Consider the following 15082-nt stretch of genomic DNA (forward strand, 5'->3'; position numbering starts at 1 on the left):
ATCAGTGGGAAATAGTTTCACTATTGCCTAAATATATATAGGACCGATTCAGTGTCGGCTATTGAGCATCGGACAACGGCGGCCAGAGAAAGCACGACGGGGTTGGTTCCTCATTCCCCTTTCCGCATTCCGCGGTTCAACAAGGGGTCAGATAAGCTTTCCTACCGTTCATGCCCGGTGCATGGTTCAAATGATAGATGGAAAATCCGTGCGGCAAAAGCTAATCGGCGATAGTGACGAAAGAGCAGTGAGTCCGGTTATCGGAGTTATCCTTATGGTCGCAATTACTGTGATCCTAGCGGCTGTGATCGCAGCATTTGTACTCGACATGGGTTCGAATCAGAGCTCCCCGGCCCAGGCAGGACTCGACATCTCGAACAATTCTACTTGGGGATACGACGTAACTGTGACCTCAATAGGTGACAGTACAGATACAATCTACTGTGGAGGCACCTCTGGTAACAACACAGACAGTGTTGGAGGCACATTCCAATGCGCAGAAGGAGAGAATATCGTTGCAACAAACGATAATGGTGAAGAGACAGTCATTCAAACCGATATCTGACAATGGATCTTAAACAATACCGTTCCAAACTGGTCGGAGATAATGAGGAAAGAGCAGTATCACCTGTCATAGGTGTTATTTTGATGGTAGCCATTACGGTCATTCTCGCGGCTGTAATCGCGGCATTCGTGCTGGACATGGGATCGAATCAGAGTTCGCCAGCTCAAGCAGGACTTGATCTCTCGAACAATACCAGTGACACGAGTAGTCCTGGTAGCTATAATGTGACAATTACCTCGATGGGCGACAACACTGAAACTGTCAAGTGTTCAGATCCAGAAGGTCAAAGTGCAGATAGTGTCGGCAATGGTTTCTATTGTAATAAGGGTGCGAATATCATCGGTGTCAACGATGACGGTGAAGAAAACGTCCTTCAGACGGATATCTAACTAACGGGCTGATTCTACAGCCAATATTTTCATCATCAAATAGTATCCTGCGAGAGCATCGCCCATCGTAGGGCGCTATATCGGGTCTCCGTATACATCTGAATGCAACCGCAGGGAGTCAGATCTGAGAAGCTCATCCACTGTTCTCACTCATCGGTTCGTATCCGTCTCGTCGAACCCGGCAAGTTCTCGAGCGTGCTCAAGGTCGTCGGCTTCCTTGAGTAGCTGGGCGATCGCCTCTTGGACGAGCTGGGGAAGCCGAGCGCGAAGTTCGATTGCCTTCCTCGCTTCCCGCTCAAGTTCCCGGCGTTGTTCTCGCCTGGCCTCCTCGAGTAGATCGCCCATCACGCGTCGATCCCCTCGACGCAGAGATAGTCTTTGGGCAGGGTGACCCGGAGCGAGTTCTCGGTCGCTGGCGCACAGACGGCCGACTACTCGACGAACGAAAATGGTGTCAAGCTGTAAAGCGTAACCGTCCCCCCTTGAGAGTAGCCCATAGCCCACCGCGCTCGCTCCCGATCGGGAGCGAAGCGAGCGATGGGCGTGCAACTCGAGGCCAGCGGAGGAGTATATATCGGCGCGCGACGCGCGTGGTCGGCGTGAACCGCTCGAAGCGGGCGAACCACTTCGGGATCGCCGTCGAGAAACGGATGGCCGAGAAGCGTCGCTTCGATCTCGAGCGGGCCAGCTGGCATGATGCGAGATTCGGGAACGGAACGCCGGTCGAGAGTAAGTCCACGATGCACGAGCATTCTGACGGCCAGCCCGGTAACTGGAAGGGCTACCGAGAATACCACGAGAAACTCCGGCGTCACGACGGCTGATACTGTTTCGTCGTCTACCGGCCGCATAGGGATCGGGCTGCACGATTCTTTGTGAGAAGATGGTCCGCTCGAGCGATCTTCCGCTACTCCGGTGGCACGGTGGCGGTGATCACCGCGGAACCGAACAATCGAAGATCGCGATCGATACTATTTTTGACAAAACGGCAGGTGGGGGATGCCTCCGAATGGGTGGGGGAGAGGATGATCGGAGGCAAGTAATTGTATTCGGTGATCACTATTGATTGTTCCGATAGGTATCATACAGCCGACAAAATTATGTCTGTGTAATTCAAAGAAGCGAATGGCGGGGGAGAGGATTCGGTCGTTGTCCGACTGAATCTGTCCGACTCCGAGACGGACGGAACCTCGCCGCACCTGAGATCGTTCCGGCTTGAAAGTCAATCGGCAAATTGTCAAACTCGATCTCAAACCCTCCCACCTACAGATCACCTATGGGGGTGGGGGCTCCGACGCTGGCCCTCAGCCAGCGTTTCTCGAGACGAAATTCAATCAGTAGTGACAGCGGTCTCGGTATCGACATCGAACGTCACTGCTCGAGTCGAGAGTGTCTCGGGGATCTCCCGGCGCTGCTCGAGCGCGAGGTCGTCGCGCTCGAGGACCTTGCGGGACGCCTGGACGAACTTCGGTACGTCGTCGCAAGCGCTTACCACCGCTTTCGTCTTGTTGCAGACGTAGAAGTCAGCTGCGCGTTCGATCGCGTCACGTCGGTACGCATAGTCGCCGTCGGTTCTGATTCGCATACTCGTACACACGACACCCGAAATCCTCGTTTTTTCGACTCACTGGACGGCCTATTTCGGCCCAAAACAGGTGGAACGTGTCGGTCATCCAGAGAAGAACGCGGCCTCAAGCGACCGAACGACTCGAGATCTGCACACGAGGGTTTGCGTCTCGTGTGCATATTCGGGGAACGGGATTTGTCGACGTGCAACCCCAGGGAGAAAGGTGAAATATGACTGCTTACCGATTATGGAGGACGGCTTTTTTGACCGGTTAATAGATCTCCGTCAAGGGCCCGTCTAATTTGGTGAGAGATGATTTCCCGAGAGTCCATCTCTACGAATTCATTTATCTCATCTCGGAGATCTGCTGCTATAATCCCATATAACCGTTTGCTGATGACTCGTATAATAGAGAGGAGGATTAAACAGGCATGGGTTGAGGGCGAAAGAAGACTTCGGTTCCAGAGAAATTGAGAAGCAATCCAATGCCAGTCCTGATCGTTCTCACGTATATCACCGGGGTTCTCGACCAGTTCTTTATTAAATCTAGTAACTAAATCAGAGCTGGTCTTTATCTGGTGAATTAATATACGATAAATTATAATGAGCCCTATTGGACCTATTAAAAGAATCGCCCCTATGGTCTGAACAATAGTTGAGAAGATTATATTCTTGATCTGTAAGACGCCAACGGCGGTAAAACCACCACCAGTTACGGAGACAAAAAAGGCTAGATAATAAAATATAGTCTCTATTTGAGACTTCTTTTCCTCGAATATGGTCACCATCTGAGAGATATTATTGGTTTGGTCGAACTCTTTTGCCTCCGTACCTGCATCTTGTGCTAACTTGGATAGGCGAGAATTTTCAACATCTAGTCTTTCTCTGACAAATTCGTTCTTTGTCCCCTCATAATACCAACCTATGAAATCTTGTTTGACCGACTCATGTCTAAGCGGAAAATACCCGAGGTCAAACAGAATCTCTGAAAGACTTCTCATTACCCTACTATATGAAATGTTTACACTTAGATTAAGTGATAACTCAAAGGCGAATTAGGAACTCGACTCTTTATGTCGGTTGTTTCTTAGCGGGTATGAGTTGCGGTTAGAAGTGCGCAAAGGAAAGAAGAATACAGTAGATAGTACCGACTAAGCTACTCTACGGCCAACAATTATATCACGCAAAAATTAATAATCTGTAGACAATACCGATTTGCCCAGACTGCAAAGAAGACGCTGCTCTCACGACAATAGAGAAATCGAAAAAAGGCTTGGTATGTGACGAATGCGACCGAGAATTCTAAAGTCAACAACATGCCTCTCTGCCCAGACTGCAAAGATGCAGCAATGACCAGTTCAGCTGCATTGGAAGACGCGGGGAAGCTCATCGAAAAAACCTGCGACGAATGTGGAAGTACATTCAAAACACCAGCTTAATTAACAATGCCTCTCTGTCCCAAGTGCAAAGATCACGCAGAATTACAGACGACAGTCGACCACAAAAATAAGACCCGGACCTGTGACAAGTGCGGGAGGAGATTCTAACCATGCCACTCTGCCCTGAATGCAAAGGCGAGGCATTGACCGTGAGTACTGAATATAATGAAAAAAGATCTCGTACGTGCGACGAGTGTGGGAACCCCTTCTAAGACTCGTTATGCCTCTCTGTCCCGAATGCAAAGACGACGCTGCCACCCGGATTGTGGCTAATATCGAAGAAGCACGGATCTGCGACGAATGCGGTAAAAAGTTCTAATGGCGAAGGACGATGAAGATTCGGGTGAAGAGCCGAGTGAAGAGAATGATAGTGTCAACTTTTCCGAGATTGCTTTAGAAGAAGCCCGACTTCGGTTTCAAGAGGAAGCCGAACGTCGAAACTCGGTCGAATCCAAGATCGGGACCATCCTAACTGTGGATGCGATTATCGTCTCCATAGTCGGCCTTTTTCAGGACCTTACTCTATTGCCCATTGGAGCGATGTCGGTTGCTCTTGTTTCTGTCATAATTGGGATTCACGGCTTGAGAGTACAGGACTACCATACACCGGGAAAGGACATTGACGACTACCTCCAATACATCAATGATTCTCCTCAATCTATCCGTCGAAACTTGATGATAGGGTATATGACCTCAATCTCCGGCAACGAAGACACCGATAACCCAAAGAAATTCTTCAAAGGCAACCGGACAAAGAACGACGAAAAATACCGGAACCTACGTCTCTGTCAATACCTTACCGTAGTATCACTCGCATTGATATTACTTCACTCCGCCCTAACCCTACTCTGCTAAAATCTATAGAAATCTTTGTTCTCGGCAACAAGTCAGTCAACAAGCCATGGTTTGAGAAATACGTGGTCTACATTGAACACTGACTAAACTACCAAATCGCGACTTGACTGAACCTCCGCTTCGTCTGGATCAACTGGAGATTTTTGTGCGAAGGTGTCGATGGGGCGCTGTAATTTTTTGGCGCTGTCCCCTTGGGGACACCCGCCAAGGGGGCTTTCGCGCGAAGCGCGAAACGACCCCGCAGGCGTTGCGGTGCGATCACGGCGATCGCCGCGGCTACCCCGACCGAATACAACTCAGATTGTGAAAATCAGCAATTGATGAAAGTATATTTGTGCAATCGAAACGAAGGGGTAGTGTTGCCACTAGCCAAGCCGGTTCAGCGGTCGGCAACAGCGCCGATGAATCCGGTCTCTGTCCCGCCGCCGGGAGTCTTCCAGGTCAGCTCGATGCCGCGGAGTGCAGTCGGATCGTTGCCCGACTTCGACCACTTCTTCAGGGCTTCGCTCGCGATCGTGGCGAGGTCCTCGAAGCTGTCTGCCTTCAGCCGGGAGAGAATCGTATCGATCCGCATCCGCCGGGGCTCGCCCTGGTCGCCGAACTCGAGGTCGGCTCCGTTCTTCGCGAGCCACTTCTGGAACGGCGACGACTCGGCGACGTGATCGGCTAAGCCCATGAGGTGCTGCATTCGGTCGGCGTAGCTCTCGATCGCGTACTCGGCCGACTCGACGAGCGCTCGCAGTTCCTCGCGGTACTTCCGGGCCCGGAACGATACATCACCCTGGTCGAGATCGAGGACCTCGCCGAGATCGCTGATCCCCCGGTAGATCGTGGCGGGGTGCTTCCCCAACTCGTCGGCGAACCCGTCAACCGTCGAGCCGCCGTCCGTCGCGACCGTCTCGGTCACGTCGCGGGCGGTCTCGCCCATGTCCCAAAGCGTCGTCATCAACAGGTGGTCAGACTTCGCCTCGAGGCGTGGCGTCGGATCTTCGTACAGTTCGACCGGCTGGTCTCGAGTGACCGCATGACCCCGTCCCAGTCGGGCCACTTCCAGCGGCCCTCGATTTCGTGCGGGGTCGTCTCGACCTGAGCCATCATGCGCCTCCAGCTTCGACGAAATCGGCCAGCGTCGCGTCCGGGTCGTCGCCGCTCTCGTCATCACCGGTGTCGGCGGGGATCGTCGACGGGTCTGGATGATGAACGATCTCGACGTCTTCGAGTTGAGCGACGACCGCATTTGCGAGTAACCGGCGGTGACACCATCGGGCGTCCGTTTCCCAACAGACGAGCCAGATATCCCGCTCGCGAGCGCGGTCGGCCAGCTCCGTGAGTACGGCTTGCGGGCCGGCCCGCTCGAGGTACTCGTGATACAGACGCTCGTAGTCAACGGAGTTCCACGCGATCGCGGCCGGATTCGGCTCGCCGTTGTCACTGAAAACCCGAGAGAAGTGGTCGGTGACGTGGGCTCCACAGTGCTTGCACGTCGAGTTGTCGACCGACGGCCAGGGAGCGACCGTCATGCCGACCACCTCCAGAAAGCGGCTGCTAACTGATGTGAGAACGCCCGGAGCAAAGCGACAAAACGCGCCGCTTTGCTTTTATATCGTATGGGATCGCCCGGCGTTGACTTACGGCTGTTTTCACGGCTCAGTGCGGCGTACGTAGTGGTATTAGCGTCTGACATGGCTCTATTCGATGTTGAGTTTATTAAGGTGAGGTCGGCGGCGTTTCTCCATCCGGTCGCGCTTCTCGGATTTGTCGTAATACTCGTCGATCACGTCCTGCGAGGCGTTCACCCGCTCAGCGGTCACCTCGCGGGGGACGCCTCGATCGCAGTGCCACGTGATCGAACCCGTCCGAATGTGATGTGGAGCTCGTGACGACGGGCACTGACTGCCCTTCGAGTGATTCCTGAAGTCGCAGACGTCGGGATCGTACCCGTGCGGGCATTCGCCTCGGATACACGGGAACGTCGCGAGGTACATCCAGACGCGAATCGTATTCGGGTTCGGTCGACCCTGCCTCGACGCGAACAGCGGTTGCCGACCGTGTTCGTCGTGCTCGTCGTACCGATCGCCCTGGATGTACGTCGAGATCGTCTCGCAGACGCGCTCGTTCAGCGCGACGACTCGCTCACCCTCGCCTTTGTTCTTCAGGACCGTTCCCGTCTCTGGCCGGTGGACGAACTCGACCGTCTGCTCGTCGCGGTCGAAGTCACGGAGATCGAGCGCCCGGAGGCCACCGAGTCGCGCGCCGGTGTGCCATGCCGTTTCGAGTAGCGCGTGTCGACGGCAGCCGCGAAGGACATCGCTCGATCGGTAGTGACGGATCAACGCGATCGCCCGCTCGGTCGGTAGCTTCGTCTCGCGGGAGCGTTCGTCGCGCGGGACGTGCGGGACGTTCACCCGCTCGGCGAGCCCGTCGTCGACGGCCTCGATTCGTTCGAGGTATTCGACGAAGTTCTTCAGCGTCTCCATCTCGTTGTGGAGCGTCGTCGAGGCGACATCCTGACCAGCGCGGTAGGATTCGTACTGATCGAACTGCCAGCCGTTCAGGTCGGCGACGGTCTCGATCCCGGTGTCTGCGCACCACTCGCCGAAAAGCTTCAGTCGGTAGTGGTACGTCGACGCGGTCTCCTCGGTGAGCTCCGTTCGGCGGCCGTCGAGGTACCGGTGCCAGGCCTCACGCGGGGTGAGGTCTTTCGGGCCGTCCGTCATCGACGCGACCTCGCTGGAGCGGGCCGCTGCTGAGCCAGCCGATTGTCAACTGAATTTCGATAAACGGTACTCTTACCATCGTGTAGCGTGCATTCGCGCATGGTCTCGTTATTGGGACCGCGGACGAATCGTGTGCGCCACTTGTTGGTCCAGGGGGCGCACGCGATCGCCGTCCGTCGGTGTACCTGAATCTCAGTTCCAGCTACACTTAGTGCTAACCGGGTCGTTTCCGAATTTCCGATACTTCTGTCTTCACGCCGAACGCGGGGTTTAAGCCGCGAGTATGCGAATTCGATCATGCTTCCGTATCCAGATTACGGGAGCTTTTCGCGGACCCGGTGTGCCTACCACCGGTCCGCTTCCTTTCAGGACTCGTGAAAGTAAGGTCCGCGTATAGCTTCCGTATCCCTGAAAGGCAGTTGAACGAACTTATAGGTTCGTACTAGCCCATCATATCGTATTAGGACCCCCTTGAAGACTTCTTCTCGGTGTAACTATGCACCTATGAAATCTGATTAGGTTCATGAGAAAACACGCAGAGTGGATGGCTTATGCTGACGAAAGAGTTTTAGAATTTTTATCAGAATACGGGAACCATCAACCGTCTCAAATAGCAGATAGATTAGGTAAAATCGGGAACGATCTTGACTTTCATCCAAATTATATCGGCCGTCGGTGCCGGAAGCTTACTGATTATGGTCTAATCCAGAATCTAGGAAATGGTCTCTATTCAATAACTGATGATGGTACAAAATATCTAAATGGCGACTTGGATGCGAGTACGCTGGAAATTGACAGTGAGTAGAATGATAAGTCCACAAACAATAGAACTTGCGGGTCTTGTGGTGTCGTCTATTCTCTCTCTTTTTCTTGTGATCCTTTATCGTCGTCAAACGATAATTCAGAAAAATCAAACTAGGTTAATGCGACAGGAAAGGCTGCCCGAACTAACCGTTGCAGTTGATCTTAGAGGTAACATTCCGATATTAGTTATCCAAAATACAGGTGAAAGTCCCGCAAAGCATGTTTTCGTCACATGGTATGTTCATGATGGTGAGAAACGGAGAATAAAAGAAAAAGCATGGTCTGCCCCAATTGTTTCCTCTGGTGAACGAATCGAAGTAGTTCTTGCTACTAAAGACGAAATAGAAGACGTATATGTTCTTTCTAAAGAAGAAGGACAATTAATGTCGAAAGACGACATAATTGGCGTATTTTCTCCACCTGATCGAGATGACTTTATCCCCGATGAAGATGTCGAATTGTTCTGCACAGGCACCTATAATGATAAATACGGAGAGAGCTATAATATTAGAAATCGGATAGAATTAATCACCATTCTTAGCGGATTTGGCAACCAAGAAAATGTATCTCGGTCAAATACACTTCATCACCTCGTAAAAGAGGTGTCTGGCATAGGTGAGAGAATTTCATCACTTGAGCGGGAATTAAGAAAGCGCGAGTAGAGCTAATAGGTTGCGGGTTCGGCGGATCGAGGTGCCGCGCACTCTTGATCGCCATGAAGACCAGACTGGACCGGACAGCATCTTGAGGTGATTGACTTAGTACCCCAAAAAAATTAGAACAGGTTTAAGTAGCCGTATTGATAGATGGTAATCAGATAAGTAACACTATCCAATAGTGTTCTCGAGATCACACGTACTATTATGGCTATTTGGACTAGTGCTTTTGATGCTATTGTCAATCATGTTACTAGGAATTGGGCCTCAATTTTAGTAGCTCTTGTAATCGGTATTGTAAGCATATTTGGGACGAGAGCATACCTGAATAGAGAGGTCGCTTCTGCAAAAATCGAAAAGAAAAACCAGGCAAAGAACGATCTCTTAAATTCGATCGAAAGACAATTGATCAACAACCAAGACATCGGGAGTCAGTGGGTGGCAGATTTAATTGAGGCTATTGAACGTAAGCACGGGGTTTCTATTTCCGATGAAGTCACAAAGGTCAGCGTTCTACAGGATGTACAATTACGTATAGCTGAAAGTAGACATTTAGATGGCGATCAAAAACAAGAATATTCAGAATATCTACAATTGCGGATCAGAGAAATTAAAGAAGATAAGAACTCACCAGAACTGAAAGAAAGATACCTAGAAAAATTCACTGAGATAGAAGAACTATTATCAAATAAGAAAGTGGATCAAGCTAGGGAAGAAATAAAAGAATTGAGAAAGGAAATCTCCAACGGACAATATCAGCCGTATATAGAGGAAAGGCCAGAAACGACTCTCATGCAACTATTACTCTGGCATAGAACAATACGGTCTCTTCCACCGGAACGCAGAAGGAGAGTCTTGAGAATGATGCTTGTTGTGACAGGCCTATATGTATCAATAATAATTTATATATTAAAGGGCTAAAATTGAGTTGTTCTATAATTTGCTCGGTAGCACGACCGTCTCCTGGTCGTCACGATCGTTGCGTTCGCTTCGGATCAATTCGTTTCCTCCCTCACTGAATCGGACGACTTGGGTGCCGGTCGCCCAGACGGCCGCGCGGAACTGGAGCTCGTCGAGGCCACGATCTAACAGCGGTTCGTCGTAGGCACCGATGTACTCGCCGATGTAGCTGCCGACGTTCCCGACCACATCGTCACGGTTGGCGTCAAGATCGGCCGGGCCGAGTCCTCGGCGGGGAAGAATTTCTTATCGAAGCAGCAGACTGCCTCGATAAACAGGCTGACTAATAGATTTCACCGACCTATAGAAACTATCTCGATATTTTATCGAACACTATTTATAATCTGAGTTGAATAGAATTTGAGACACTAAACAATGGTGAGCGCGGAGATACTCGGTCTAACTGTCACTCTCGTTTTTATCCTCGTTCTGGAGATGATCAACATCTGCCGAAAAATGTCTTCAGCAGGACTTGCTGTAACTCAGTCAGAATGGAAACTCGTAGACTATCCTGACAAATTATCGATTTTCGAACGTATTCTTGAACCAGAATCACCCAGCACAAGCTCCTTCTTCTCTGCCATATCTCCATTCGCAATAATGATGTTTACAATTGAGATGATAATTGGCTATTCAGTCTTTGTTATCACCTCTACTACTGAAAACTCTCTCTTTTTAGTGGGATCCTATGATGTATATTCGGTAATAGCTCTAATGTCCTCGTGGCTTTTGATCTTGATCTGGGTTTTTTTGCCAATGCTGGTTGTACCGGAGTATGATAGAGTTAGATCGGCTAGGGTTCTTCCTTTCTCAATCACTACCCACATATTTTCCACATTCGTTATTATAATACTCTTGTTCTTGGGATCTGTGCTCATATATCCACATATGGCTTTCATTGGAATAGACATCTCTGAATATACTGTCCACAATTTCATATTTTCTCTATATTATACACTTTTGGTATTACTAGTTGGCGTTAAGGTGTTAGTCTTCCAAATACAGATCAGCACTGAAATATCTGCAACACAATCCTTACGTGGTCCCGCCAGTTAGCTTTCTTTCTCTCCTGATATTTCAACCATTTTGGGATCTTCGCCACAGACATGTCCCTTCGGTGGAACCGGTTCGTAGTCACCGTATTCAGGATCGATCAGCTCGATCTCGACCGGTTCGTTACAAAACGGACAGGGGACCTCTTTCGTCGCTGGATGGTTCGGCATAGTTGTCACTCACGCCGCACGATAATAACTGGACGATTGACCTCGGCGGAAGTGTAATCGGCCGTCCGAGGCGTTTAATACCTATCTAGCGTTTGATCCTCATATCGTGGTTGTGGTGGGGTGTCCGGTTGCGGGTTCGGCGGATCGAGATGCTGTGCATCTTCGATAGTCGTGAAGACTACGCCGGACCGGGCCACGTCGTATCGGTCTTCGCCCTCTTCGTCGACACGCCCGATCGCGTCGATCGACCAGCCGGGATTGATGACCTCGAACGGGAGCACGTCACTCTCCGGGTTCGCGTGCTTGTCCGGGTCGAACTCTGGGTTCGGCAGCACGACCGTCTCCTGGTCGTCGCGATCGTCGCGATCGTCGCGCTCGCTCCGGATCAGTTCGTTCGCTCCCTCACTGAACCGGACGACTTGGGTGCCGGTCGCCCAGACGGCCGCGCGGAACTGCAGCTCGTCGAGGCCGCGATCGAACAGCGGTTCCCCATAGGCACCGATGTACTCGCCGATGTAGCTTCCGACGTTCCCGACCACGTCGTCACGGTTGGCGTCGAGATCGGCCGGGTCGAGGCTCGGATCAACGGAGCGGATCGAGATCGGCCGTGCCGAGTCCTCGGCGGCGTGGTAGTCGTGGGCGTCTCGGTGAGCAATCTCGCACTGGCGCAGGTGCGCGTCGACCGCCGGACGGAAATCCGACTCGGTGACCGCGCCGTCGACGAAGATCGCGCAGTGAACGTGACCGTAGCCGGATTTGTGTTTCTCCACGACGAGGGCGTATTCCCATTCTTTTCCGTCGAGAGCATCGCGAAGCGCGTGATAGACGCCGCGACCGCGGTTCGGTCGCCACGAGTCGACGACGTCGCGGAGGTGATCGGCCGGGCAGCGCCAGCCACCGTTGGCGTTTCTCGTCGAGCCGGTGAACGTCAGCATGGCGATGTAGAGGTTATCGTACTCGCGGATCATCTGCCGTTCGAGGGCCTTCAGCCGGGCGTAGTACTTGTTCCCGTAGCGCGGCTGATGCGAGTTCGGCATCTGTGCGCGGACCTCGTTTCCGTCGGGATCGGTGAAGAGGAGGTGTGCGTGCCGATACCCGTTGTACCAGTCGAGGAACTCGTTCAGCACGCTACTCCATGTCTTCGCCCGGCGGCCGCCGTCGTACCGCTCGGTCGTGCATTCCTCGCGAAGCTTCTGGTCGTCTCGGACGGAGATCGGCCGAGCAGCACGGGCCGATCGAGACTCGACGAACCCGTCTACGATAGCGTTCTTCCGCTGCCACCAGTGGGCGTGCCACGAGTCGGGGACGCCGCTCTCAGCGCCGCTATCGGCGGTTGTACAGTTAGTCTTGGAAAGCCGAGAGCCGCCATAGTCGTCCAGCCGATCGCTGCCGGTGGCTGATCGGGGGCCGACTGCACGGCTGGGATCACTCATCGGTACCACCGCCGAGGTGATCTCGGGCAGCCTCAAGGCGATCATATTCAGACTCAGGGACGCCGTGAACGGTCGACTCCGGGGAACGGTCGTCGTAGGTGAAAACCTCCTTCGATAGACGCGGTTCGTTCTCTTCAGTCCGGTCTGAATATTCCCAGTTTGCCCTACACTCGACGTTTTCAGGCGTATTGAGCCACGGTATCGGACAGATGTGGTGGATGGTCGTTTCCGGGTGGAACACCTTGTGAGGGTCTTCGCCGTTGGCGATGGCGCAGAGTTGGTGTATGTACACCGTGTCGTCGCGATCGCCGCGCTGACAGCGGACGTACTCGTGACCGTTCCCGGTCATGGAGACCTTCGGAACGTGTACCGGGCTGTGTCGGTGTTGCTGCCAGTCGACTCCGCTACTCATCGTTCTCACCGTCTTCTGAGGGACCACCGTCAGTCGCAATCGCCTCTAGGCGTTCGTACTCAGATTCGGGGACGCCGTGAACGGTCGACTCCCCAGGGCCTTCGTAGGTGAAGACTTCCTTCGAGAGGCGAGGTTCGTCCTCGACGGGCCGGTTAGGGTGTTCCCAAGAAGTGACGCATTCGACGTTTTCAGGCGTATTCAGCCACGGAATCGGGCAGATGTGATGAATCTCCGTAGTCGTGTGGAACACCTTGTGCGGGTCCTCTCCAGCGGCGATCGCGCACAACTGGTGGATGTACACCGTGTCGTCGTGATCACCGCGCCGGCAGCGGACGTACTCGTAGCCGGTGCCAGTCATCGTGACCTTCGGTGCCCGAGTCCTGGAGGGTGTGTCGCGCCTCCAGTCGATACCACTACTCATCGGTGCACCTCCGCACAGGATGGTCGCCGCCGGGGGCGGCGACATGCGCGGGGGCTTCCGTGTTTGCCCCCCATGGGAGGGGGGCAAAGACGGTTCCGCCGCTTGCGGTAGAAACTCGAGTAACTGGAGTTACAGTAGAACGCTCAGAACCGACCGATGTGGGTGGGCTGGTCGGTGGGTGTCCAACGTCGCGAGGATGGTTCTCACAGTGCGTTTTTGCTGATTGGACAGAACTGGTGTATAAGGGTTGCGTAACCCTTATTTTCGCGATGGGATCGCCCGGATTTGAACCGGGGTCACGGGCACCCAAGGCCCGAAGTATACCAAGCTAACCCACGATCCCGTATCTACTCCAACCGCGCCCACATCATAAAGCGTTTCGTTACGGTCCGAACGGTTTTGCCCGATGCCGTGATAGCGCCGGCCATGACCGGACTCGAGATGTTGCTTCTGATTCTCGTGTTGGTGCTCGTCCTCGTGGCGGCCCAGCTCATCGAGGTCGCGAGACCCTTCATCGTCAACGCGGTGAGCGGACTCGTGGTGTTGTACCTCGCTCAGGTCGTCTTCGGCGTCGGAGTGGCGGTGACGCCGCTAACGGTTGCGATCGTCGCGATCGGCGGCGTTCCGGGCTCGTTGCTCGTGCTCGCGCTCTCGCTGTTCGGTGTCGCCTTCGTTCCGTAAGCCCCGCTGATCGGCGTCGAACCGTCGACGCATACGGTCTGCTGTACCGATGTACTGGCGCACCTGTCTGGCGGGTCGCGGGTGCGCCGGAACTGGCGGAGAGTATAGTAGCCACTGAAAGTCGATACACACCTGATCACGGATCGCGTTGTGATCAGTGTATAATTCGTTTCAGTGGCTACTATAGTCCGTCTCAGTTTCCGAGAATACGTGCGATGTCCTCGTCGGTCGCTTCGGTGACCGCATCGGCTTCGGTGTCGATCGTCGACGCCTCGTCCCACTCGGCTAGTAACGCGGCGACGTCCTCGTCAGTCGCTTCCGGGAGCGACTCGTCGGTATCGTCGTCGGCGACGACGGCATCGAAAATCGTCCCGAACGTCGAGACGACCCGATCCTCGTGACGCGTCGGATCGAAGTGGAAGTGGGCGTAGGCGTCGACGCTCGAGAGCCGGTTCGTGAGGACGTGTGCGAACTGGAAGACCTCCTTCGGAGAGCTGTGGCGAAGCAGGGCATCGAGCGAGTCGAAACAGACCGTGATCTCCCCGCCGGTTTCGTCCCAGTGTTTACAAAACCGGCTGACTGCGACGCCGATCGCGGAGAGATCGGTCGGATCGGTCACCGAATCGGTGACGACTGGCCGGGTGAAATCAGGCTCCGATTCGTCGCCGGCGTCAGTCAGGACATCCCCGATCGTGAGCTGCCCGAGCGGGCCGTCGATCGCATCCTCGTCGGGACAGTCGGGCTCCTCGTCGGCGAAGGTGACCGTGAGGTGTGCCGTGTCGCTGTCGTCGTAACACAGCTCCTCGCAGGCGTTCGGCGATGCTCGTCTCGAGTGGACGAGCAACACGTTCGCGGGCGGGTCGATCGCGGCTGGCGTCGTCGTGTCCATAGTGACAGCTCCGGGTTGGATACCCGTACTGACTATCGATTGAACGCTGCCGTCCTTTACCGTTCCGGCCG

General features: G+C 53.6%; 19 protein-coding genes, 1 tRNA gene and 2 pseudogenes. 9 read left to right on the plus strand and 13 right to left on the minus strand.

The annotated features are described in order from the left end of the window. Positions 1-190 precede the first annotated feature (190 nt). Entirely contained in the window at positions 191-565 is a 375-nt protein-coding gene (locus CP556_RS06340; RefSeq protein WP_343124868.1) for a type IV pilin domain-containing protein, read from the plus strand. Between the two features lie 2 nt (positions 566-567). Beyond that, positions 568-954 (plus strand): type IV pilin domain-containing protein, encoded by a 387-nt coding sequence (locus CP556_RS06345; RefSeq protein WP_098724844.1) that lies wholly within the window; start codon positions 568-570, stop codon positions 952-954. A gap of 150 nt (positions 955-1104) precedes the next feature. Here the strand turns inward: CP556_RS06345 and CP556_RS06350 are convergent, their stop codons facing one another. Further along, positions 1105-1299: a hypothetical protein gene (locus CP556_RS06350; RefSeq protein WP_098724845.1), complete on the minus strand. Its 195-nt coding sequence runs from the start codon at positions 1297-1299 to the stop codon at positions 1105-1107. Between the two features lie 254 nt (positions 1300-1553). Here CP556_RS06350 and CP556_RS06355 point away from each other — a divergent pair. Further along, positions 1554-1933 (plus strand): annotated as a pseudogene (locus CP556_RS06355) (PD-(D/E)XK family putative nuclease); the annotation flags it as partial. Positions 1934-2284: 351 nt separating this feature from the next. Here CP556_RS06355 and CP556_RS06360 read toward each other — a convergent pair. Together CP556_RS06360 and CP556_RS06365 are read right to left on the minus strand one after the other, a co-directional pair. Further along, positions 2285-2539 carry a DUF7692 domain-containing protein gene (locus CP556_RS06360; protein WP_098724846.1) on the minus strand — a complete coding sequence of 85 codons (255 nt, stop codon included), beginning with the start codon at positions 2537-2539 and terminating at the stop codon, positions 2285-2287. 227 nt (positions 2540-2766) lie between these two features. Beyond that, positions 2767-3522 (minus strand): hypothetical protein, encoded by a 756-nt coding sequence (locus tag CP556_RS06365; RefSeq protein ID WP_098724847.1) that lies wholly within the window; start codon positions 3520-3522, stop codon positions 2767-2769. A gap of 756 nt (positions 3523-4278) precedes the next feature. On the opposite strand from CP556_RS06365, the gene CP556_RS06370 reads away from it, so the two are divergent. Further along, on the plus strand, positions 4279-4815 hold the full coding sequence (locus tag CP556_RS06370; RefSeq protein WP_098724848.1) for a hypothetical protein: 537 nt from the start codon (positions 4279-4281) through the stop codon (positions 4813-4815). Between the two features lie 379 nt (positions 4816-5194). Here the strand turns inward: CP556_RS06370 and CP556_RS06375 are convergent. The 3 genes and pseudogenes from CP556_RS06375 to CP556_RS06385 all read right to left on the minus strand — a co-directional run. Beyond that, positions 5195-5839: pseudogene (locus tag CP556_RS06375) on the minus strand (DUF7845 domain-containing protein); the annotation flags it as partial. A gap of 70 nt (positions 5840-5909) precedes the next feature. Further along, a complete protein-coding gene (locus CP556_RS06380; RefSeq protein ID WP_394340729.1) occupies positions 5910-6335 on the minus strand; it encodes a DUF7563 family protein in 426 nt (141 codons plus the stop codon). Between the two features lie 168 nt (positions 6336-6503). Continuing rightward, positions 6504-7532, minus strand: coding sequence for a tyrosine-type recombinase/integrase (locus CP556_RS06385; protein ID WP_098724849.1), 1029 nt, complete (start codon positions 7530-7532; stop codon positions 6504-6506). Positions 7533-8055: 523 nt separating this feature from the next. On the opposite strand from CP556_RS06385, the gene CP556_RS06390 reads away from it, so the two are divergent. The 3 genes from CP556_RS06390 to CP556_RS25210 all read left to right on the plus strand — a co-directional run bounded on the left by CP556_RS06390 (position 8056) and on the right by CP556_RS25210 (position 9913). Then, positions 8056-8337: a phage repressor protein gene (locus CP556_RS06390; RefSeq protein WP_098724850.1), complete on the plus strand. Its 282-nt coding sequence runs from the start codon at positions 8056-8058 to the stop codon at positions 8335-8337. Further along, the gene (locus CP556_RS25205) at positions 8330-8998 is read left to right on the plus strand and encodes a hypothetical protein (RefSeq protein ID WP_141551637.1); all 669 of its coding nucleotides are present in this window, start codon (positions 8330-8332) and stop codon (positions 8996-8998) included. The genes CP556_RS06390 and CP556_RS25205 overlap by 8 nt, the downstream gene beginning before the upstream one ends. A 201-nt stretch (positions 8999-9199) precedes the next feature. Then, the gene (locus tag CP556_RS25210) at positions 9200-9913 is read left to right on the plus strand and encodes a hypothetical protein (RefSeq protein ID WP_141551638.1); all 714 of its coding nucleotides are present in this window, start codon (positions 9200-9202) and stop codon (positions 9911-9913) included. Between the two features lie 12 nt (positions 9914-9925). On the opposite strand, the gene CP556_RS06395 is transcribed toward CP556_RS25210, so the two are convergent. Then, positions 9926-10195: a hypothetical protein gene (locus tag CP556_RS06395; protein WP_255291517.1), complete on the minus strand. Its 270-nt coding sequence runs from the start codon at positions 10193-10195 to the stop codon at positions 9926-9928. 132 nt (positions 10196-10327) lie between these two features. Between CP556_RS06395 and CP556_RS25215 the strand changes: the two genes are divergently transcribed. Beyond that, entirely contained in the window at positions 10328-11008 is a 681-nt protein-coding gene (locus CP556_RS25215) for a hypothetical protein (protein ID WP_141551639.1), read from the plus strand. Here CP556_RS25215 and CP556_RS25855 read toward each other — a convergent pair. The 5 genes from CP556_RS25855 to CP556_RS06415 all read right to left on the minus strand — a co-directional run bounded on the left by CP556_RS25855 (position 11005) and on the right by CP556_RS06415 (position 13784). After that, positions 11005-11175: a hypothetical protein gene (locus tag CP556_RS25855; protein ID WP_176548139.1), complete on the minus strand. Its 171-nt coding sequence runs from the start codon at positions 11173-11175 to the stop codon at positions 11005-11007. The two genes, CP556_RS25215 and CP556_RS25855, sit on opposite strands and share 4 nt — an antisense overlap. Before the next feature lie 74 nt (positions 11176-11249). Further along, entirely contained in the window at positions 11250-12608 is a 1359-nt protein-coding gene (locus CP556_RS06400) for a replication protein (RefSeq protein ID WP_255291416.1), read from the minus strand. Then, a complete protein-coding gene (locus CP556_RS06405) occupies positions 12601-13020 on the minus strand; it encodes a hypothetical protein (RefSeq protein WP_141551640.1) in 420 nt (139 codons plus the stop codon). The genes CP556_RS06400 and CP556_RS06405 overlap by 8 nt, the downstream gene beginning before the upstream one ends. Further along, positions 13013-13441: a hypothetical protein gene (locus CP556_RS06410; RefSeq protein ID WP_141551641.1), complete on the minus strand. Its 429-nt coding sequence runs from the start codon at positions 13439-13441 to the stop codon at positions 13013-13015. Before CP556_RS06410 ends, CP556_RS06405 begins: the two co-directional genes overlap by 8 nt. A 270-nt stretch (positions 13442-13711) precedes the next feature. Then, a tRNA-Pro gene (locus tag CP556_RS06415) sits at positions 13712-13784 on the minus strand. An 83-nt stretch (positions 13785-13867) separates the two neighbouring features. On the opposite strand from CP556_RS06415, the gene CP556_RS06420 reads away from it, so the two are divergent. Continuing rightward, the gene (locus CP556_RS06420) at positions 13868-14122 is read left to right on the plus strand and encodes a pro-sigmaK processing inhibitor BofA family protein (protein ID WP_098724853.1); all 255 of its coding nucleotides are present in this window, start codon (positions 13868-13870) and stop codon (positions 14120-14122) included. Positions 14123-14315: 193 nt separating this feature from the next. Here CP556_RS06420 and CP556_RS06425 read toward each other — a convergent pair whose 3' ends face one another. Then, on the minus strand, positions 14316-15011 hold the full coding sequence (locus CP556_RS06425) for a DUF7504 family protein (RefSeq protein ID WP_098724854.1): 696 nt from the start codon (positions 15009-15011) through the stop codon (positions 14316-14318). Positions 15012-15082 lie beyond the last annotated feature (71 nt).

It is taken from the genome of Natrinema sp. CBA1119, from assembly GCF_002572525.1.
In the GTDB taxonomy this organism is placed as follows: Archaea; Halobacteriota; Halobacteria; order Halobacteriales; family Natrialbaceae; genus Natrinema.